The 18,153-nt window shown below is 65.3% G+C and carries 19 protein-coding genes and 1 pseudogene; 12 read left to right on the top strand and 8 right to left on the bottom strand.

All coding sequences use genetic code 11. The features are described from left to right. The 3 genes from QTH97_RS26970 to QTH97_RS26960 all read right to left on the bottom strand — a co-directional run. A partial coding sequence (locus QTH97_RS26970) for an IS110 family transposase (RefSeq protein WP_286571593.1) occupies window positions 1-399 on the bottom strand: 399 nt, incomplete at its 3' end. Between the two features lie 337 nt (window positions 400-736). Continuing rightward, the gene (locus QTH97_RS26965; protein ID WP_286571592.1) at window positions 737-982 is read right to left on the bottom strand and encodes a hypothetical protein; all 246 of its coding nucleotides are present in this window, start codon (window positions 980-982) and stop codon (window positions 737-739) included. A gap of 205 nt (window positions 983-1,187) precedes the next feature. Continuing rightward, complete coding sequence (locus QTH97_RS26960) at window positions 1,188-2,150, bottom strand: hypothetical protein (RefSeq protein ID WP_286571591.1); 963 nt, start codon at window positions 2,148-2,150, stop codon at window positions 1,188-1,190. Window positions 2,151-2,620: 470 nt separating this feature from the next. On the opposite strand from QTH97_RS26960, the pseudogene QTH97_RS37160 reads away from it, so the two are divergent. Further along, window positions 2,621-2,727, top strand: a pseudogene (locus QTH97_RS37160) (patatin-like phospholipase family protein); the annotation flags it as partial. A gap of 174 nt (window positions 2,728-2,901) precedes the next feature. On the opposite strand, the gene QTH97_RS26955 reads toward QTH97_RS37160, so the two are convergent. Together QTH97_RS26955 and QTH97_RS26950 are read right to left on the bottom strand one after the other, a co-directional pair. Continuing rightward, on the bottom strand, window positions 2,902-3,816 hold the full coding sequence (locus tag QTH97_RS26955) for a LysR family transcriptional regulator (RefSeq protein ID WP_353655655.1): 915 nt from the start codon (window positions 3,814-3,816) through the stop codon (window positions 2,902-2,904). 61 nt (window positions 3,817-3,877) lie between these two features. Beyond that, window positions 3,878-4,672: a crotonase/enoyl-CoA hydratase family protein gene (locus QTH97_RS26950; protein ID WP_286571590.1), complete on the bottom strand. Its 795-nt coding sequence runs from the start codon at window positions 4,670-4,672 to the stop codon at window positions 3,878-3,880. Window positions 4,673-4,917: 245 nt separating this feature from the next. Between QTH97_RS26950 and QTH97_RS26945 the strand changes: the two genes are divergently transcribed. Genes QTH97_RS26945 through QTH97_RS26900 form a run of 10 tightly spaced genes read left to right on the top strand, consistent with a single transcriptional unit; the run spans window position 4,918 to window position 13,930 of the window. Beyond that, window positions 4,918-6,141 carry a CaiB/BaiF CoA transferase family protein gene (locus QTH97_RS26945; RefSeq protein ID WP_286571589.1) on the top strand — a complete coding sequence of 408 codons (1,224 nt, stop codon included), beginning with the start codon at window positions 4,918-4,920 and terminating at the stop codon, window positions 6,139-6,141. A gap of 42 nt (window positions 6,142-6,183) precedes the next feature. Next, window positions 6,184-7,149, top strand: coding sequence for a Bug family tripartite tricarboxylate transporter substrate binding protein (locus QTH97_RS26940; protein WP_286571588.1), 966 nt, complete (start codon window positions 6,184-6,186; stop codon window positions 7,147-7,149). Then, window positions 7,149-7,613, top strand: coding sequence for a MaoC family dehydratase (locus QTH97_RS26935; protein ID WP_286571587.1), 465 nt, complete (start codon window positions 7,149-7,151; stop codon window positions 7,611-7,613). The genes QTH97_RS26940 and QTH97_RS26935 overlap by 1 nt, the downstream gene beginning before the upstream one ends. Before the next feature lie 14 nt (window positions 7,614-7,627). Continuing rightward, a complete protein-coding gene (locus tag QTH97_RS26930) occupies window positions 7,628-8,431 on the top strand; it encodes an enoyl-CoA hydratase/isomerase family protein (RefSeq protein ID WP_286571586.1) in 804 nt (267 codons plus the stop codon). Between the two features lie 9 nt (window positions 8,432-8,440). Further along, window positions 8,441-8,818 (top strand): Zn-ribbon domain-containing OB-fold protein, encoded by a 378-nt coding sequence (locus tag QTH97_RS26925; RefSeq protein ID WP_286571585.1) that lies wholly within the window; start codon window positions 8,441-8,443, stop codon window positions 8,816-8,818. Further along, window positions 8,815-9,972 carry a thiolase family protein gene (locus tag QTH97_RS26920; protein WP_286571584.1) on the top strand — a complete coding sequence of 386 codons (1,158 nt, stop codon included), beginning with the start codon at window positions 8,815-8,817 and terminating at the stop codon, window positions 9,970-9,972. The genes QTH97_RS26925 and QTH97_RS26920 overlap by 4 nt, the downstream gene beginning before the upstream one ends. Before the next feature lie 18 nt (window positions 9,973-9,990). Beyond that, entirely contained in the window at window positions 9,991-10,767 is a 777-nt protein-coding gene (locus tag QTH97_RS26915) for an SDR family NAD(P)-dependent oxidoreductase (protein WP_286571583.1), read from the top strand. Between the two features lie 10 nt (window positions 10,768-10,777). After that, entirely contained in the window at window positions 10,778-11,935 is a 1,158-nt protein-coding gene (locus QTH97_RS26910) for an acyl-CoA dehydrogenase family protein (RefSeq protein WP_286571582.1), read from the top strand. A 9-nt stretch (window positions 11,936-11,944) separates the two neighbouring features. Next, the gene (locus tag QTH97_RS26905) at window positions 11,945-12,922 is read left to right on the top strand and encodes an acyl-CoA dehydrogenase family protein (RefSeq protein ID WP_286571581.1); all 978 of its coding nucleotides are present in this window, start codon (window positions 11,945-11,947) and stop codon (window positions 12,920-12,922) included. Window positions 12,923-12,958: 36 nt separating this feature from the next. Then, entirely contained in the window at window positions 12,959-13,930 is a 972-nt protein-coding gene (locus QTH97_RS26900) for a Bug family tripartite tricarboxylate transporter substrate binding protein (protein WP_444813475.1), read from the top strand. 112 nt (window positions 13,931-14,042) lie between these two features. On the opposite strand, the gene QTH97_RS26895 is transcribed toward QTH97_RS26900, so the two are convergent. From QTH97_RS26895 to QTH97_RS26885, 3 genes are all read right to left on the bottom strand, one after another. Further along, complete coding sequence (locus QTH97_RS26895; RefSeq protein ID WP_286571580.1) at window positions 14,043-15,095, bottom strand: alpha/beta fold hydrolase; 1,053 nt, start codon at window positions 15,093-15,095, stop codon at window positions 14,043-14,045. Window positions 15,096-15,138: 43 nt separating this feature from the next. Beyond that, the gene (locus QTH97_RS26890; RefSeq protein WP_286571579.1) at window positions 15,139-15,894 is read right to left on the bottom strand and encodes an NAD(P)/FAD-dependent oxidoreductase; all 756 of its coding nucleotides are present in this window, start codon (window positions 15,892-15,894) and stop codon (window positions 15,139-15,141) included. 413 nt (window positions 15,895-16,307) lie between these two features. Then, the gene (locus QTH97_RS26885) at window positions 16,308-17,051 is read right to left on the bottom strand and encodes an IclR family transcriptional regulator (RefSeq protein WP_286571578.1); all 744 of its coding nucleotides are present in this window, start codon (window positions 17,049-17,051) and stop codon (window positions 16,308-16,310) included. 100 nt (window positions 17,052-17,151) lie between these two features. On the opposite strand from QTH97_RS26885, the gene QTH97_RS26880 reads away from it, so the two are divergent. After that, window positions 17,152-18,129 carry a Bug family tripartite tricarboxylate transporter substrate binding protein gene (locus QTH97_RS26880; protein ID WP_286571577.1) on the top strand — a complete coding sequence of 326 codons (978 nt, stop codon included), beginning with the start codon at window positions 17,152-17,154 and terminating at the stop codon, window positions 18,127-18,129. Window positions 18,130-18,153 lie beyond the last annotated feature (24 nt).

The raw sequence follows: 18,153 nt of genomic DNA, 5'->3' as shown, positions 1-18,153 counted from the left end.
CGTGCGCACGCTCACCCAGTGCGAGCGCGCTCGGTGCAGCGACAGCACCGCCTGCTGCTCGACAGTCTTGATCGGGGCACGACGAATGTCCGACTGCTGCGCCGCCAGCCAGATCGCTCGTGCATCGGCAGCGTCATTCTTGTTGCTGCGCACAAACGCGCGAACCTGTCGCGCCGGCAGCAACTCGACCTGATGTCCGAGTCCGCCGAGTACGCGCGCCCAATGGTGCGCACTGCCGCACGCCTCCATCACCACGCGCGCTGGCTGCAGCTGCGCGAAGAATCCGCCCAGCGTGCCTCGAGGGAGCTTCTTGCGCCCGATCTCGCCTGTCTCGCCATCAACCCAGTGGAGTTGCATCACGTTCTTTGCAATGTCCAAGCCATACGTCGTACGATTCATTTCGGGGCCTCCGTCGGAGAGTGGTTGCTACATCGAACCTCCACTCTGGCACTTGATGCCGTCGACTGCGAGGCCCCCACCTTCATCAGCGGAATTCCCAACCTTCGCAGTCCTTTAGCGGGAGGGAGGCGTCCATACCATCTCCTTCGCACAAAGAGGTTGGGAAGTTCCGTTCTAGCTCAACGGGTCAGCCTCGGGGAGTCCCACATAGCATCTTTCAAGCACGGGCGCAAATTGGTGCTCGCGGCGCCGGTTGCCTCAGCCGGCAGTCATTTAGCGGGTTATTTGGCCAAGAGCCGCGCGCTGTCGGTGTCCTCGCTTCCCCGCAACGAGGCCCCTAGGTATCCTCTTCCTCGTCCCCCAACGCTTCCGCAATCGGTCCTAGATTTTTGTCTTCGACGTAGGCAAGTAAGGCGTCGTTGCCCGCTTCGAAGGCCTCGATCCAAGCAGGATAGGACTCACTGCCCGTTTCCAGATCAAGCCAGACGGCGGGATCGCCCGTGCTCTCCAGCACGATCCACACAAAATTGCCCTCGCCGGGGTTGTCGATGAAGACGGCTAAATGACGGTACTGTTCGGACATCTCGTTCTCCTTCAGGATTGGTGCGCAGATCGAACGGGCCGTCATTCGGGATCGCGCAGTCGCCGGACCTGCTTTGGACGGTCCGCGGTCGCTCTACCGCCACCCCTTCAAATGGGAACTAGGCGAGCGACCTGCGGGACCGGTCAAGAAAGGGCGCCGTTGGTTGAGTGCGCGCGGGCCAGCAACTGCCGGAGACATTCCCAATTCAAAGGTCTCGCTGCCGGCCGCCGAGCGTCGCGCAGTAGGAGGCGAAGAGCGCACCGAGTACCAACGAAATGAATATCCAAAGCGATCCGTATGCAGTTGCCTTTCGTGCGGAGTCCGCCATCGCCTTTGCCTTGGTCTTGGTCTCCTCCAGAGCCGCCTTGGCGCGCGAGTAGACGTCGTTGACGCGCTTTTCGGCATCCTGTTGGCTCAGGCCGGTTCGCTGAGCGACGACCTGGCTCGCGTAGCGGCTGTCCTCAGGCGAGAGCGTACCAGTGCGCAATGCGTTGGCAAAAATCCGGCTCACTTCTGCGGTCGTTGCTCGGTCGGCCGCGCCTTGACCTGCTTCAGGCTGGCTTGTGCCACCCGATGATGGCGCCGCGCTCGGATCTTTCCGGAACAGGGAGTCAGTCATGTACGCCATGGGGCCGCTACTTCCATCGTCGCCGGAGCGGCTCGCTGCAGTTCCTGCCGCCGCGGTCGCTGCGCCACCAGCCACGGCTGTGGCTACACCCATTCCGGCCTTGGCTCCGGCACTCACGGCCGACCCAAGGGCAGAGGCGATCAACGCGAAGGTCACAAGGGTAGCCACGGCCCATGAGAGAACCCCGTGAGCAGTGTCGCGAAAACGCGCCTCGTCCGTATGGATACCGCTCCACTTCGTTCGGAGGCGCCCAGCGAGGTATCCGCCCAACCCCGATGAAGCGAGCTGGGTGAACGTGATCCAGAAGATCCCTGCGATGCCGATCGTTTTCGCTTCTGCACCCTCGCCCTCCCAAGGGGATGCGAGGCCCAGGCCCATGCCGGCGCCCAGCACCATCATGATCAAAGTCAGCGCCGCAGCCACGGCCGCGCCTGCAAACACGGCGCCCCATGACACGCCTGATCGGGGAGCTTCGAACGCCGCCACGTCTTGGCGCGGGGCAATGCCAGGCATCGGTGATTCTTGAGCGTAGGTGGCCATGGCGTCGTCCTTTGAGGTTGTGTACGTCGCATGGAACGAGCCAAACGCAGAGACCGGTGTACGCGAGGTTCGATGCTGCAGGTAGGCCTTCGCCCGACGCGGTTTACTCGGTTCCGACGTCGCGGATTCGCGACTGCAAGCTCGAATCAAACCGTCGTATTGGAACGCCCCGCGGCCGCGGCTACAACGCCGCGGCGCACGCCAGGCATGGAGGCGAGCAACTCCAGCGTCACGCGAACGTGATGGGAACGTGCCGGTCCTGTCATCAGAAACCAGCGTGCCAGGCGCGGTCTGGGCCATTCGAAGGCTATCGCGTGCCTACAACGCAAGGGCCGCTCGGCAGAACTATCGTGCCATGCGGGCCGCCGAGAAGGGGAGAGCTTCTCAATGCATATCCCCACGCAATTCGCCGCGCGGCGGCCTGAAAGGTCTTCGCTCCTGCCTGAACCTCTTCCTTCGGCCGCACAACTCTGAATCTTGCGCTTCAGGGCGGTGGCGCCCACGGCGCGTTCACCTGGGGGTGCTCGATGCGCTGCTCGACCAGCCCGACATCGAGATCGGCCGCGTGAGCGGTACTCGAGACGCACGACGGGCACGTGGCAAATCTCCCTCGCAGGCGTGATCCCGGCACGGTGTATGCCTCTTCGCACCCCCAACTTCCCAATCTGCGTCGCAGGGGGCGCCCGATTGGCAACGGAAGGCCAGGACTATGTCGCGCGTCAACGACCGGTTTCGAAGGTCGCGAGGGTGGCTAGCCTTTGCAAGCACCAAGCGCGGCGGTGCGAAAGCGTGCCGCCGCAGGGCTCTCGGTCTCTGCCATGTACGCCAGTGCAAGCCCCACGGAAGCACCCTCCGGCAGTTCCAGCAGCGGACGGTATTCGATCTTGTCACTTGCGTAGCGCTGCATGACGGAGGGCACCAGGGCGATGCCGAGGCCACTCTCCACCAACGCCAGCAAGGTCTGAACCTGCACGCCCTGCTGCGCAACGCGTGGCATGAAGCCCGCGCTCTGGCACGCCAGCATGGCGGCGCTGTGAAGGCCTGCGGCCGCGCCTGCCCCATACATCACGAAGGATTCGCCGGCCAGGTCGCTCAGATGCAACGGCCCCCTTCCGGCAAGGGCGTGACCGCGCGGCAACGCCACGATGAACTCGTCGCGCTCCAGCGGGACGAGGGTCGCAGAGGTGGTGCGCAGCAAGGGCGTGCGCACCAGGCCCACGTCCAGTCCACGATCTTCCAGCTGCTGAAGGATCGATACCGACGTGGCCTCGTGCAGCACCAGCTCGACGCCGGGATATTCGGCGCGAAATCGCGGTACGACCTTCTGGAGCATTCCGTATGTGGTGGTGCCGACGAAACCCACGTGCAACGTGCCGCCCGTGCCTTCGAGGGCGCTGCGCGCGATGGCCCCCAGCTGGCTGCCATGGAACAGCAGCTTGCGTGCTTCGGCGAGCACCGTGCGGCCGGTCGGCGTGAGTGACACCCCGGTCGTGCCGCGATCAAACAGCCTGGTGCCGAGTTCCGCCTCCAGCTTCTGGATGGAAACCGTCAAAGGCGGCTGTGCCATGTGCAGCTTTTCAGCCGCGCGGCGAAAGTTCAGGGTCTCGGCAAGGACGACGAAATGGCGGATCCGGCGCAGGTCCATGGTGGGGCTATGGCGTTGCAACCAAGCATAGCCGAGCGGCACGTCCGCTCCCGCTGCCAATGTCGGCACTGCGCCCACGGTGTCATCCCTTGAAGACGGGCGGGCGCTTCTCGAGGAAGGCCGTGACCGCTTCGCGGTGGTCGTCCGTCTGGTGCGACAGCGCCTGGAACGAGGCCGCCATCTCCAGCAGCGTATCGAGCCGCGAGTGCATGGCTTCGCGCAGCAGTCGCTTGGTCAGGCGAACTGCGTGCGGCGGATTGGCTGCAATGCGCGCGGCCAGCTCGTTGGCCGACGCGAGCAGCTGGTCGGCGGGGACGACGCGCGACACCAGGCCCCAATCCAGCGCCTGCTGAGCGCCGATCACGTCGCCGGTGAACGACAGCTCGCTGGCGCGCGAGAGCCCGATCAGGCGCGGCAGCAGCCAGGCGCCGCCGTCGCCGGGGATGATGCCCAGCTTGACGAAGCTCTCTGCGAATTTCGCATGTTCGGACGCGATGCGAACGTCGCACATGCATGCCAGGTCCATGCCGGCGCCGATGGCTGCGCCATTGACCGCGGCAATCACCGGGACTTCGAGGTTGAACAGGGCGAGCGGCAGGCGCTGGATGCCCGTGCGGTATTCCTGGCGTATCTGCATGCCGCCCACGCTGCCCGAGGACTGGCGCTCCATGTCCTTGATGTCGCCGCCCGACGAGAACGCCGTGCCTGCGCCCGTGAGGATCACGGCGCGCACGCTGCGGTCGTCGTGGATGCGGTCGATGGCTTCGAGAAAGTCGCTCACCGCTGTGTTGCCGGTCAGCGGGTTGCGGCGCTGCGGCTCGTTCATGGTCAGCGTGACGACGGGGCCTTGCTGTTCGTAGAGAAGGAAGTTGGACATGGCTGCTCTGTCTCCGATTTCGATGAAACGCCGAGGTTAGGGATGGAGTCTGCAAATGTCCAATAGCGAAACGGTCTCTTTCAATACTCGGTTCGTATCACCAAAAATAAGTAAAAACCCCATATAGCGCTTGGCGCGTAGTCCATGGCAATACCGTTCGTGTATCAAACGTAGCCAATTAAATATTGGCAAAGAATGAAACTCGCTCCTATTCTTGCCGTCATGGCACGACACACGGAGACACCATGAAAACAGCGCTGGGGCACATCAAGGTGCTCGATCTCACGCGAATCCTGGCCGGCCCCTGGGCCACGCAGAACCTCGCCGACATGGGCGCAGAGGTGATCAAGATCGAACGTCCGCGCGTGGGCGACGACACGCGCACCTGGGGCCCGCCCTTCCTGAAGGACGCCGACGGCAACGAGACGCGCGACTCCTCGTATTTCCTGAGCGCCAACCGCGGCAAGCAGTCGGTGACGGTGGACCTCGCCACGCCCGAGGGGCAGGAGATCATCCGCATGCTGGCAGCGGATGCCGACGTGGTGGTCGAGAACTACAAGGTCGGCACGCTGGCGCGCTACGGCCTTGCCTACGAAGACCTGCGGAAAATCAACCCGCGCATCGTCTATTGCTCGGTCACCGGCTTCGGCCAGGACGGCCCGTACGCCGCGCTCCCCGGCTACGACTACGTGTTCCAGGGCATGGGCGGCCTCATGAGCATCACCGGGGTGCCTGACGGCGAGCCCGGCGCCGCCCCCATGAAAAGCGGCATCGCCATCAGCGACCTGCTCACCGGCATGTACGCGACGACGGCCATCCTGGCGGCCCTGGAGCACCGTCACATCAGCGGCGAAGGGCAGTACATCGACATGTCGCTGCTGGACTGCATCGTCACGATCAACTCGTACCAGGCGATCAACTACTTTCTCTCGGGCAAGATCCCGGAGCGCATGGGCAACGCCCACTCGAACATGGTCCCCTACCAGGTGTTCAAGTGCAGGGAGGGCGACATCATCATCGCCGTCGGCAACGATGGCCAGTACGCCGCCTTCTGCCGCGTGATCGGCCGTGAGCACCTCGCCACCGATCCGGCGTTTGCCACCGGACCTCAGCGCAACCGCAATCGCAAGGACCTGATTCCATTGGTCGCCGAGGCGATGCTCGCCAGGACGATGGAGGAGTGGGTCACCCTGCTGGAGGCCAACAACGTGCCCTGCGGACCGATTCACAACATGAAGCAGGTCTTCGAGGATCCCCAGGTGCGCCACCGCGAGATGCAGCTGGCCTTGCCGCACAGTGCCGGCGTGCAGGCGCCGAGCGTGGCCAACCCGATCCGCCTTTCCGGCACGCCGATCCAGTACGACAAGTCCGCTCCCTTGCTGGGCGAGCACAACGACGCCGTGCTGCAGCAGCGCCTGGGCCTGTCGGCGGCTCGGATCGCCGAACTCCAGGCCAAGGGCGTGGTGTAGGCCGCCTGCCAAATCCCGATTCAACTCATGGAGACAAACCGCATGAAGACTTCCCTCACTCGCCGCACGCTGGCCGCGCTGGCGCTGGCCGCCGCCGTCGCTCCGGCGCTGGCGCAGAAGGCGCCGATCAAGTTCGTGGTGCCCTACCCGGCGGGCGGCGCAGCCGACCAGATCACGCGCCTCGTGGCGCACGAGACCTCGCAGGTGCTGGGTACGCCGATCATCATCGACAACAAGGCAGGTGCCGCCGGCATGATCGCGGGCGAGATCGTTTCGCGCGCCGAACCCGACGGAAAGACTTTCTTCGTCGGCTCCAACGCGCCGCTGGTCATCAACCAGGCGCTGTATGCCACGATGCCGTATGACCCCGAGAAGTCCTTCGTGCCCGTTGCGGGCATGGGCAAGTCGCCGCTGCTGCTGGTGACGCGACAGAACCTGGGGGCGAAGGATGTCGCCGCCCTGGTCGCGATGGGCAAGAAGGAGCCGGGCAAGCTCACCATGGGAAGCGCCAGTAGCGGCAACATCACGCACCTGGCCGGCGAGTCGGCTTCCAGCATGATGGGCTTCAAGGTCACGCACGTCCCGTTCAGCGGGAGTTCGCCCGCCATCACCAGCATGATGGGCGGCAACGTCGACATCATGTTCGATGCGCTGCCGTCGTCGATGCAGCAGGCCAAGGCGGGCAAGATCGTGCCGCTCGCGATCCTCGACTTCGTTCGCTTTCCTCAACTGCCTGACGTGCCGACGCTCAAGGAGGCCGGTTTTGCCAACGCGGAGGCCAGCGCCTGGTTTGGCGTGGTCGCGCCCGCAAGAACGCCCGCTTCGGCGGTCAAGGAATTGAATGGGGCCATCAACGAAGCTCTGAAGAAGCCCGAACTGGTCGAAAAGCTGCGCAACATCGGCGCGGTTTCGATGCCCGGTTCGCCGGAAGTCTTCGGCAAGTTCATTGCGGACGAGCGAGCCAAGTGGATTCCGGTTGCCAAGTCCCTGGGCGTGAAGGCCGACTGATGAAAAAGAAATCATTCGATTCCATCGACGCACTGAAGGCCTTCGTCGGCGAGCCTGCCGTGAGCGGGGATGCCATCGTGATCGACCAGGCCATGATCGACCAGTTTGCTGCCGTCACGCACGACCAGCAATGGATCCACGTCGACCCGGAGCGTGCCGCGCTGGAGTCGCCGTTCAAGACGACCATCGCGCACGGGCTGCTGACGCTGTCGCTGGTGACCGGCTGGTACCACCGGTGCTTCGACTTCCCGAACCGGAAGATGGCGCTGAACTACGGCTTCGACAAGGTGCGCTTCACCAGCCCTGTCCCATGCGGCACGCACCTGGTGGGCAGCTTCGAGCTGGCCAAGGTGGAAGACGTGAAGCCCGGCGAGGTGCGCTGCTTCTGGAACGTCAAGGTGCAAGGCGAAGGTGCCGAACGCCCCGCGATGGTCGCCGAGTGGTTGATGCAAGTGCGGTACTGAGGAAGGAAGCAGCCATGTCCATTCTTCTTCTGGAACGCCACGGCGGCACCGCGGTGCTGACCATGAACCGCCCCGAACAGCGCAACGCGCTGAGTCTCGAACTGCGATCGGCGTTCGAGCAGGCCGTTGCCGAAGTGCGGGACGACCCGTCCGTGCGAGCGGTCGTGATCACCGGCGCCGGCGGCCACTTCTGCGCTGGCGGCGACATCAAGTCGATGGGGTCGAGCGACGGGAAGCGCGACATCTTCGAGGGCCGTGAACGCATTCGCAAGATCCACCGCTGGTTCGACGAACTGGTGGACCTGGAGAAGCCCGTGATCGCCGCCGTGGACGGCGTGGCTTTTGGCGCCGGGCTGTCGCTGGCCTTGGCTGCCGACTTCGTCCTGGCGTCGCCGCGCGCCAAGTTCTGCAGCGTCTTCGCCCGCCTGGGCTACGTGCCCGACATGGGCGCGATGTACCTGCTGCCGCGCGCCGTGGGCCTGGCGCGTGCCAAGGACCTGGTCTTCAGCGCCCGCGTGGTCGATGCCGAGGAGGCGCTGGCCATGGGCCTCGCGCAGCAGGTGGTGCCGGGAGACCTGCGCCGGGCGGCGCTGGACTTCGCCGAGCGCTTCCACACCGCGCCGACGGAGGCGCTGGGTCTGGTCAAGGGCGTGATGAACCACGCCTTCGAGTCGGACCGGCGCAGCGTCTATGCGCAGGAAGCCATGGCGCAGGCCATGTGCCGGGAAAGCGATTTTCATCAGGAGGCGGCACGCCGCTTCCTGGCGAAGGAGCCCCCGCTCTACCAGTGGGCGGACACGTCCAAGCCCCAGACCTGACTCAAAGAGATGAGCGACATGCATCCCGAACAAGAGTATTTTGCGCACCTCGCGCAGGGCCGCTTCATGCTGCAGCGTTCTCGCAGCAGCGGACGCTTCTACTTTCACCCGCGCGTCGCGGAGCCTGTGACCGGCGCCCGGGACCTCGAATGGGTCGCGGCCAGTGGCCGCGGCACGGTCTACGCCACGACGGTCGTGCGTCCCAAGCCGCCACAGAAGCCCTACAACGTGGTGCTGGTCGACCTGGAAGAAGGTCCGCGCGTGATGTGCCGCGTCGAGGGCATCGAACCCGAAGCCGTGCATATCGGCATGGAAGTGCGCTCGCGCATCGGCAGCCAGGACGATATGCCGATCCTGGTGTTCGACGTGGTGGGAGGTGCGGCATGACGCGGGACCGTTTTCCGCGCGGCAGAACCGCGATCGTCGGCGCCAGCACCTACGGCATGGGCGAGTCGCCGGGGCTGAGTTCCATGGACCTGGCGGTGAACGCCAGCGTGCGTGCGCTCGACCAGGTGGGCCTGACACCCGGTGACGTCGATGGCCTGTTCATCGGCTTGCCGGACGACTTTCTCTCCGGCCTCACTTTCGCGGAGTACCTGGGCATCCAGCCGCGCATCACCGAGAACAACCGCACCGGTGGCTCCGCCTTCCTGACCCATGCCATGTGGGCCGCGCTGGCCATCGAGGCCGGTCAATGCGACGTCGCCCTCATCTCCTACGGCAGCAACCAGCGCACGGCGGCGGGCGGGCTCGTGAGCGCCATGCGTCCCACTGCCTATGAAGCGCCCTACAAGCTGATGCGACCGGCCGGGGCCTACGCGCTTGCGACTTCGCGCTACATGCACGAGTACGGGCTGCGGCGCGAACAGCTTGGCGAGGTGGCCATCGCCGCGCGCCAATGGGCGCAGCTCAACCCCGATGCCTTCATGCGCGATCCGCTGACGATGGAGGACTACCTCAAGGCGCGCATGGTGTCGGACCCGCTCAGCGTGCGCGACTGCTGCCTGGTGACCGACGGTGCCGCCGCGGTGGTGATGGTGAGCGCCGAGCGCGCAAGACATCTTGCGAAGCGCCCGGTCTACCTGCTCGGCGCAGCGGCTGCCACCGATCACCGCGACATCACCTCGATGCCGGACCTGACCACCACCGCCGCCGTTCATTCCGGTGCCCGCGCGTTCGCCCAGGCCGGCGTGAAGCCTTCCGACATCGACGTGGTCGAGCTGTACGACGCCTTCACCATCAACACGCTCCTGTTCCTCGAGGACCTGGGCTTCTGCGCCAAGGGCGAGGGCGGATCGTTCGTCGAAGGCGGGCGCATTGCGCCGGGCGGCGAATTGCCGGTCAACACCAATGGCGGCGGCCTGTCGTGCGTGCATCCCGGGATGTACGGGCTGTTCACGATGGTGGAGGCCACGCAGCAGCTGATGGGACTGGCTGGCGAACGTCAGGTCGCGAACGCGCAACTGGCGCTGGCGCACGGCAACGGCGGAGAGTTGTCCAGCCAGGCGACCCTGGTGCTCGGCACCGAAGACACCCTTTAGGAATTGAAAGAGACGATCATGAGTGAACAAGTATTGGGCCTTCAAGGCCGCAACATCGTGGTGACCGGCGCGGCGCAGGGAATCGGCCGCGCCCTTGGCGAACTGGTGCTGGAGCTGGGCGGCACCGTGACGGCGGTCGATATGAATGCCGACGGCGTGCAGGCATTCGCTGCCGAAGCCGGCGGCGACCGCGTGCTCGCCCTGGCCGGCAGCGTGGCCGACAACGCCTTCGCGCAAAGCGTGGTCGAGCAAAGCGTGGCCCGCTTTGGCGCCGTGCATGGCCTGGTGAACAACGCCGGCATCACGCGGCCGGCCATGATCGAGAAGATGACGCTGGAGCAATGGCAGCAGGTCATGGACGTGCACCTGACCGGCTCGTTCAATTTCCTGCAGGCCGTGGGGCGGCACATGCTGGCGCGTTCGCGTGGCGGAGACAAGTCCGGCGGCTCGATCGTCAACATCTCCTCGGATGCGGGGCGGCGCGGCACCATCGGGCAGATCAACTACGGCGCGGCCAAGGCCGGCGTGCTGGGCCTCACAATGTGCGCAGCGCGCGAATGGGCCAAATACAACGTGCGCGTCAATACGGTGGGCTTCGGCGTGGTCGAAACACCGATGACGGAAACGATCCGCAGCGAGAAGTTCGCCGATACCTACCTGCAGCAGATTCCGCTGGGCCGTTGGGCCGATGCGCGCGAAGTCGCCCGTCCAATCTGCTTCCTGCTGTCGGATGCCGCTTCGTACGTCACCGGGCAGCACCTGTCTGCCAACGGCGGCTACACCATCGGCTCGTGAGCGGCACGCGATGACGCAACTGCTCTCCGCTTTTCGATATGCCGCGCTGCCGGAGGCAGCTGAGGCGTTCCGTGCCGAGGTGCGGGAGTTTCTCCGCGCCTCCTTCGTACCGCCGCCGCCTCAGGTGAGGGCCCGGTCATGGATGGGCTTCGATGCGGAGTTCAGCCGCAAGCTCGCCGCGCGTGGCTGGGTCGGCGTGACGCTGCCCAAGGAGTACGGGGGCGCCAGTCTGGACGCCTTCTCGCGCTTCGTCCTGGTCGAGGAATTGCTGGCGGCCGGTGCGCCGGTGTCCGCACACTGGATCGCCGACCGGCAGAGCGGGCCGTTGATCCACAAGTTCGGCACCGAGGCGCAGCGCCGCAAGTACCTTCCGGAGATCTGCGCGGCGCGAGCCTTCTTCTGCATCGGCATGAGCGAGCCCAACTCGGGCTCGGACCTGGCCAGTGTCGGCACCCGGGCGACGAAGTGCGAGGGCGGCTGGCGCCTGAACGGGCGCAAGATCTGGACGACCAACGCCCACCATTGCCAGTACATGATCGCGCTGGTGCGCTCGTCCGGCGAGGCGGCCGACCGGCAGAAAGGCTTGTCGCAATTCATCGTCGACCTGTCGCTGCCGGGCGTGACCGTGCGGCCCATCGTCGACCTGGCGGGGGACGCGCACTTCAACGAGGTCTTCTTCGACGACGTGCTGCTGGCCGACGATGCACTGATCGGCAACGAAGGCGCCGGCTGGGCGCAGGTCAATGCCGAACTCGCTTTCGAGCGAAGCGGCCCCGAGCGCATCTATTCGAGCATCGTGCTGCTGGAGCACTGGATGGATTGCCTGCGCCGCGGTCGTGCCGGCACGCGGCACGCCGAGGCCGTTGGCCGCATGGCCACCCAGCTGGCCACGCTGCGCAACATGTCGATCGCCGTCACCACCAAGCTGGTCGCCGGTGAGAGCCCCATCGTGGAGGCTGCGCTGGTCAAGGACATCGGCACCACCTTCGAGCAGGAGATCCCCACCTTGGTCGCCGCGGCCATCGCGGCGGATCCTGCCGACGAGGTCGATGCCGATCTGTTGGCCACCGTTTTCTATCTGACCCAGGTCGCGCCGACCTTCTCGCTGCGCGGTGGCACCCGCGAGATCCTGCGCGGCATGATCGCGCGCGGCCTCGGCTTGCGCTAAGGAGCTGCCATGTTTGCAGAAGCCATCGAACACATCCTTCGCGACGAGTGCACGCCCGGGCGCGTGCGCGACATCGAAGCCGGCGGCTCCCCCGCCGCCCTGTGGGAGGCCTTGGCAGGAGCCGGCTTCCTCGAACTGCTGACGCCGGAAGCCGGCGGTGGAGCGGGGCTGCCGCTGCAGGACCTGTTCCCGATCTTGATTCACTTTGGCCGCTACGCCGTACCGGTGCCGGTGGCGCAAGCCATCGCTGCGCGCGCGCTGGCCGGCCCGGGCACCACGCTGCCGGACGGCCTGTTGACCCTGGCCCCGGCGTTGACGCGCGACGCCGCCGGCGAACTGCGCTGCCCTCTGGTGCCTTTCGGGGCGAGTGCGCAACACGTGCTGGCCGCCGACGGCGACCAGCTCCTGCTGCTCGCATGCGCTGACGCTCGGCGCCTGCCCGCAGGCATCCGTCACAGTCAGTTGGCCACCCTGGTGTGGCCTGACGACCGGTCTGCCGAACGCATCTCCGGCAACGCCGCCGGACTGGCACCCCTGGCTGCAGCATTGCATGCGGCCCTGTTGGCGGGCGCGATGATGCGGGTGTTCGAGATGACCTTGCAGTACTGCAACGAGCGTTCGCAGTTCGGAAAATCCCTCGGCAAGTTCCAGGCAGTCCAGCACCAGCTGAGCGTCATGGCGGAACAGGTGGCGGCGTCGTCGATCGCTGCCGAAGCCGCATTCCAGTCGACGGATCGGACGCCGAGGCTGCTGCCCGCGGCCATGGCCAAGGCGCGCACCAGCGAGGCAGCCCCCGGGGTGGCCAACATGGCCCATGCACTGCACGGCGCCATCGGCGTGACCGAGGAATACGATCTGCAGCTGCTCACGCGGCGCCTGCACGAATGGCGCACCGCGCATGGCGCCGAGAGCTACTGGAACCGCCTCGTCGGCGAACAGGTCCTGGCCACCTCCGGCACCCTCGCCGAATTCGTCCGCGCGGCCTGATCCCCGTACGTAAACAGAGACAAGAAAGAGGCCCTCATGATTCGCAAGTGCTGCCTGCTGGCCGCCATCCTCATCGCTGCGCCCATGCTGCCCTTCGGCGTCGCGCTGGCGCAGGAGCCCGCCAACCATCCGATACGGTTCATCGTGCCATTCCCGCCGGGCAGCGGCACCGACACGTCGGCGCGCTATTTCGGGCGCAAGCTGACCGAGTTGACGGGACAGCCGGTGGTGGTGGACAACAAGCCGGGCGCCAACGGCTTCATCGCCGTGCAGGCCGTGCGACAGGCGCCCGCGGACGGCACCACCGTTTTCGTCGGCAGCAATTCGACGCTGGCGGTGAACGTGGCGCTGTTCAAGAACCTTCCCTACAACCCCCAAGTCGACTTCGCGCCGCTCAGCATGATGATGCGCGCGCCGACCGTGGTGGTGGTGCCACAGCAGTCGCCGTACAAGACGCTTGCCGACCTCATCGCTGCTGCCAAGTCCCAGCCCGGCAAGCTCAATCACGCCGGCGGCTCGGCGGGGTACCAGCTCATGAACGAAGCGCTCAACGAGCGCGCCAAGGTCGACATCCAGAACATCCCGTTCAAGGGGGCCACCGAGGCGCTCACCGCGGTGGCGTCCGGAACCGTGGACCTGGCCTTCGCTGACATCACCGCCTCCACCGAACTGATCAAGAGCGGCAAGGTCCGCGCACTGGCCGTTGCCTCTGACCGGCGCGCCAGCGTGCTGCCGGACGTGCCTCACATGGGCGAGGCGGGACTGCCTGGCTACGGGGCCTACGTGTGGGTCGGAGCCATGGTCTCCTCGAAGACCCCAAAGCCCCAGGCTGAAAGGCTCGCGAATCTGTTGGCCCAGATCGAACGCATGCCGGAGACCAAGGCCTTCTACGAACGCATCGGTGCCGAAACCATGAGCGGCGGCGCCGAGGAGATGCGCAAGTTCCAAGCCGAGGAGATCGAGCGCTGGAAACGCATCGCCGTCAAGGCGAAAGTGCAGCAGGAATAGCCCGTCTACCCGTCACCAGCGCTTGAGTTCCGCACCAGGACGTGTCGGCACAGTCAGGACCCGGCGCGACCGCGGCACCCGATCCCGATCCTGCGACTTGAAAATGTCCTGTTCAATCCGAGGTGGCAAGTAGCGCGCGCAAGTGCGTATCGACCTGCGCGAGAAACTCCGGGTCGGTTCCAAAAAGGGCCAGGTGGCCGTCGATGCTCGCGATGGGACGGAACTCGCTCCTGGGGATCAGTTCCTGTTCGGCCTGGCAGTCCGCGGGCGGGAAGAACATGTCGTGGCTGATCGGCATCACGAAGGTCTTCGCCTTGACTCGCTGAAGTGCCGCGGACAGGTCGCCCCCCGCGTTCCGGCTGACGTCACTGCGCTGCCATTTCCACGCCATCGACAGCAGGTCATTCGGGTCCATCGGCGCGAAGTAACCGGTCATGAAGTTGTCGACGAAGGCTTGCATCGAGTCGAAGCCCAGTGCCCGATGGCGGCCGGCACGGAAGAATTCCGTGCTCCAACCCATGACCGTCCACATCTTGGCGTGTCGCTTCAATCCCGCCGCCACCTCGGCGGAGTTGCCATAGTTCCCGTCCTTGTAGCCCGGGTCGGTGGTGATGGCATCCACGAGCGTTTCCGTAAAGAGGAAATCGTGCTCGGTGTTCTTCGCAGTGCCAGCGATCGCTGCTGCGCGCTTGACCATGTCCGGGTATCGCACGGCCCATTCATAGGTCTGTTGCGCGCCCATCGATCCGCCAACGACGAGTGCCAGCGAACGGATGCCAAAGCGCTCGGTCAGCAACTTGTGCTGCGCACGAACGTCGTCGCCGATCCGCACGCGTGGGAAACGGGGACCAGACTGACTATCGCTTGCATTGTGCGGCGAGGTCGAAAGGCCATTGCCAATCTGATTGACCACGACGATGAAATACTTCGCCGGATCCAGTGCGCGGCCTGTGCCGATGTAGACCTGCTCGATGATCTTGCTGGTGCCGGAGTACCAGGTGGGGACCAGGATCGCGTTGTCCTTGGCAGCATTGAGCGTGCCGTGGGTGGCGACGGCCAACTGGCAGTTCTGGATGGCGTCGCCATCCTCCAGGTCGAGCGTGCCAATGTCGTACAGCTCGTACGGGCCATGCCCTTCCGGGCCGTAGTAGGTGTTGATGGTCATGACAGATCCTTGAAGCGATTGAATGAAGTGCTGCCGTGTGTGCTCAGTGCATTGCGAATCCGGGATAGCCATTGGCAGCCAGGTCGTCGCAGCGGCTGCGGTAGTTGCCCACGCCGCCGATGTACGCGAGCAGGCGCCGCGGCTTGCCTTTGACGTTGGAGCCCATGTACCAGGAGTCCGTCTTGACCACCAGCGTTGGGGCCGCAGTTTCGTCGTGGTGCGCCACCCATTGGTCCTGGAATTCCTTCGTGGCTTCCACCACGTGCTTTCCGTGCGAGCGGGCGTAGGCGATGCAACCGGTAATCCAGTCCACCTGCTGTTGCAGGCAGGTCGTCATGTTGCACAGCGCCGCCGAAGGCGCCAGCGGCGCGCCGGTGGTGAACAGATTTGGAAAGCCATGCACTTGCAATCCCATCGCGGTACGGATCTCTTGTGTCCACTGTGCCTTCAGCGATTGGCCAGCGCGGCCCCGGATGTCGATGCGCATCAGCGCGCCCGAACCGGCGTCGAAGCCCACGGCGAGGATGATCACGTCCACTTCGTGGACCTTTCCGTCTGCCGTGCGGATGCCCTCGGGAACAACGCATTCAATCGGCGCGGCACGGCAGTCGTCCGCCTCGACGTTGTCTTGCAGGTAGACCTCGAGGTACTTGTTCTCGAGCGGGACGCGATGGGTACCGAAGCCGTAGTCGCTGGGGATCAGCTTCATGCACAAGTCCGGGTCGTTGTTCAGGCGGACGCGCATCTTGGCGCGCACGAACTCCGACACCTCGTGGCTGACAAGCTCGTCGAAGAACATTTCAGGAAAAGTCGCGAGCCACGTTGCGCCTCCCAACCGGCGAGCACTGCGGTGAAGTCGGTCAGCGTGGACATGGGATCTCCTCGTGGTTCTTGCAGGTCTGCTGCTTTTGCATCCATGCATGGACGCCAGCAAATGGCGCATCTCGATCCTTCTGTGAACGGGGTGGATCCACCTGGGAGTTGCCACGATCGAGTGGTTGCGGCGGCGCCCATTGTGCGAGCCTCCAATTCGCCTGGCAATCGGAAGGTACGCGCATTTCATCGCGGGGTTGCCGCGAGCTGGTTCGTGTCGGCGCATGTGGCCAGATGGCCAATGCGAAGCGGGCTGCGGAAAGGCGCGCATGCGGGGCTTTCCAAAATCCAAACTGGGGTTCCGGGCCTCGCGACCCGCTAGTTGGGCCACCGACGACATCAGGGATGCCAAGTCGACCGTGCGACTGTCAGGCGCCGCGTTGCGACGTCATCGTCGTAACTTAATGCAGCCGAAAGCGACTCGGCCGCGCGTTTCAGTCGTCCTGCGAACCGGGTCAGCTTGGCCTCGGCGTCCGCGCCCGCCGGCGCTCCGATGCACAAGGCGCCCACGACGCGCCAGCGGCTGCCGAAGACCGGCACTGCGATGCTGGCCGATGTGCGCTTGGCCTCGCCCACGGTCACGTGGTAGCCACGCGCCCTGATCTGGTCGTACAACTCGCCCCGCTGCCCGAGCGCCGCCAGCATGACCCTGCCCGCAGCGCCCTGATCGAGCGGCATCGATTCCCCCACGCGCGCGGGGCTGTGCTGGGCATCCGGACACATGACCTTGACCAGGCGCACGCGCCGGTTGCCGTCCTGAACGAAGAAGGATGCGTCCTGGCCGGTCGCATCGGACAGCTTGCGCAGGGCGGGCTCGACGTTCGCGCGGATGTCGAAGGACACCTGGTACCGGGCCCCGAGCGACGCCGTGGCGGGCCCAAGCCGCCACTCGGCGTCGTCGTTCCGGGCCACGTAGCCGCTCGCCGCCAGGGTTTTCAACAGGCGAAGCGCAGTCGCCTTGGGCAGGCTCGTGCGGCGGCCGATTTCGCTCAAGCCGAGGTGCGGTTCTTCGACGGTGAAGACATCGAGGATCGCCAGCGCACGCACCGTCGCCTGCACTGTCGACTCAGGGTTAACGCTCATTTATTGAGTGCCATCGGTTCATCTGGTGAACCGAAATTGTAGTGAATCGAATGCCGGCCTAACCTTCAGGCTTGCAGCAGACATCCAACGGAGAGACAAGATGAAACGGCGCCTCGCAAGCTTCGCAGCCCTCGCCATCGTGGCCTTGGGTTCGCTTGGAATCCACCCGTCCATCGCATTGGCGGCGGACACTTACCCGGACAAGCCGGTGAAGATGATCGTGCCCTACGCCGCAGGCGGCGGGGTCGACAACATTGCGCGCGTCGTTGCCACGCACCTGGGCGCCCGACTCAAGCAGTCGATCATCATCGACAACCGGCCCGGCGCCAACGCCAACATCGGCGCAGACGCCGTCGCCAAGGCCTCGCCCGACGGCTACACGCTGCTGATGGGGGCGACCTTCCTCGCCTTCAATCGGGCCACGATGAAGGCGACGCCCTATGACGCGTCCCGCGACCTGGTTCCGGTCGCACGCACAGGCAAGGCGCCTTTCGTGCTCGTGGTGCCCGCGAGCTCGCCGTTCAAGACGGTGGCCGAACTGGTCGCCTACATGAAGGCGAATCCGGACAAGGCGTCCTACGGCGCAGTGGGCGCCGGATCGCCGACCAACTTGATCTTCCCCAAGAACACCGGCACCTCCCCCGTCCAGGTTCTCTACAAGGGCGGCGCGGCAGCGATGCCCGACCTGATCGCCGGGCGCCTGACTTACATGATCCAGACGACCAGCGAGGTGCTGCCGCACATCACGACCGGCAAGCTGCGCGCCCTGGCCGTCTCCGGCAGCAGCCGCTTCGGCCACCTTCCCATGGTTCCCACGATGAAGGAGGCCGGCGTGGCCGATCTCGAAGGCACCGGATGGTGGGGCCTGTTCGCGCCCGCCAGGACGCCGGCCGCCGTGGTGCAGCGTCTTTCCGACGAGATCCAGGTGGTGATGAAGCAGCCCGACGTGATTGCCGCACTGGACAAGCTCGGCATCGAATCCTCTCCCATGCCTTCGCAGACCTTCACGCCGTTTTTCCAGGAAGAGCTCAAGAGCTATGTCGACGTCGCGCGTCAGTTCAACCTGACCGTCGAATAGCGACCGGAACCCGATCAAGGAACA

The sequence above is a fragment of the Variovorax gracilis genome (genome assembly GCF_030317115.1).
GTDB lineage: Bacteria > Pseudomonadota > Gammaproteobacteria > Burkholderiales > Burkholderiaceae_C > Variovorax > Variovorax gracilis.
The sequence above is the reverse complement of the archived record's forward strand: the minus strand, read 5'-3'. Positions and strand labels throughout refer to the sequence as shown.

Bases quoted from the DNA above. Each gene is read 5' to 3' on its own strand.
- QTH97_RS26960 (WP_286571591.1), bottom strand. From the start codon at position 2,150: ATGGCCACCTACGCTCAAGAATCACCGATGCCTGGCATTGCCCCGCGC.
- QTH97_RS26895 (WP_286571580.1), bottom strand. From the start codon at position 15,095: ATGACCATCAACACCTACTACGGCCCGGAAGGGCATGGCCCGTACGAG.
- QTH97_RS26935 (WP_286571587.1), top strand. From the start codon at position 7,149: ATGAAAAAGAAATCATTCGATTCCATCGACGCACTGAAGGCCTTCGTC.
- QTH97_RS26920 (WP_286571584.1), top strand. From the start codon at position 8,815: ATGACGCGGGACCGTTTTCCGCGCGGCAGAACCGCGATCGTCGGCGCC.
- QTH97_RS26930 (WP_286571586.1), top strand. From the start codon at position 7,628: ATGTCCATTCTTCTTCTGGAACGCCACGGCGGCACCGCGGTGCTGACC.
- QTH97_RS26925 (WP_286571585.1), top strand. From the start codon at position 8,441: ATGAGCGACATGCATCCCGAACAAGAGTATTTTGCGCACCTCGCGCAG.
- QTH97_RS26910 (WP_286571582.1), top strand. From the start codon at position 10,778: ATGACGCAACTGCTCTCCGCTTTTCGATATGCCGCGCTGCCGGAGGCA.
- QTH97_RS26950 (WP_286571590.1), bottom strand. From the start codon at position 4,672: ATGTCCAACTTCCTTCTCTACGAACAGCAAGGCCCCGTCGTCACGCTG.
- QTH97_RS26965 (WP_286571592.1), bottom strand. From the start codon at position 982: ATGTCCGAACAGTACCGTCATTTAGCCGTCTTCATCGACAACCCCGGC.
- QTH97_RS26890 (WP_286571579.1), bottom strand. From the start codon at position 15,894: ATGTTCTTCGACGAGCTTGTCAGCCACGAGGTGTCGGAGTTCGTGCGC.
- QTH97_RS26940 (WP_286571588.1), top strand. From the start codon at position 6,184: ATGAAGACTTCCCTCACTCGCCGCACGCTGGCCGCGCTGGCGCTGGCC.
- QTH97_RS26905 (WP_286571581.1), top strand. From the start codon at position 11,945: ATGTTTGCAGAAGCCATCGAACACATCCTTCGCGACGAGTGCACGCCC.
- QTH97_RS26915 (WP_286571583.1), top strand. From the start codon at position 9,991: ATGAGTGAACAAGTATTGGGCCTTCAAGGCCGCAACATCGTGGTGACC.
- QTH97_RS26945 (WP_286571589.1), top strand. From the start codon at position 4,918: ATGAAAACAGCGCTGGGGCACATCAAGGTGCTCGATCTCACGCGAATC.
- QTH97_RS26900 (WP_444813475.1), top strand. From the start codon at position 12,959: ATGATTCGCAAGTGCTGCCTGCTGGCCGCCATCCTCATCGCTGCGCCC.
- QTH97_RS26880 (WP_286571577.1), top strand. From the start codon at position 17,152: ATGAAACGGCGCCTCGCAAGCTTCGCAGCCCTCGCCATCGTGGCCTTG.
- QTH97_RS26885 (WP_286571578.1), bottom strand. From the start codon at position 17,051: ATGAGCGTTAACCCTGAGTCGACAGTGCAGGCGACGGTGCGTGCGCTG.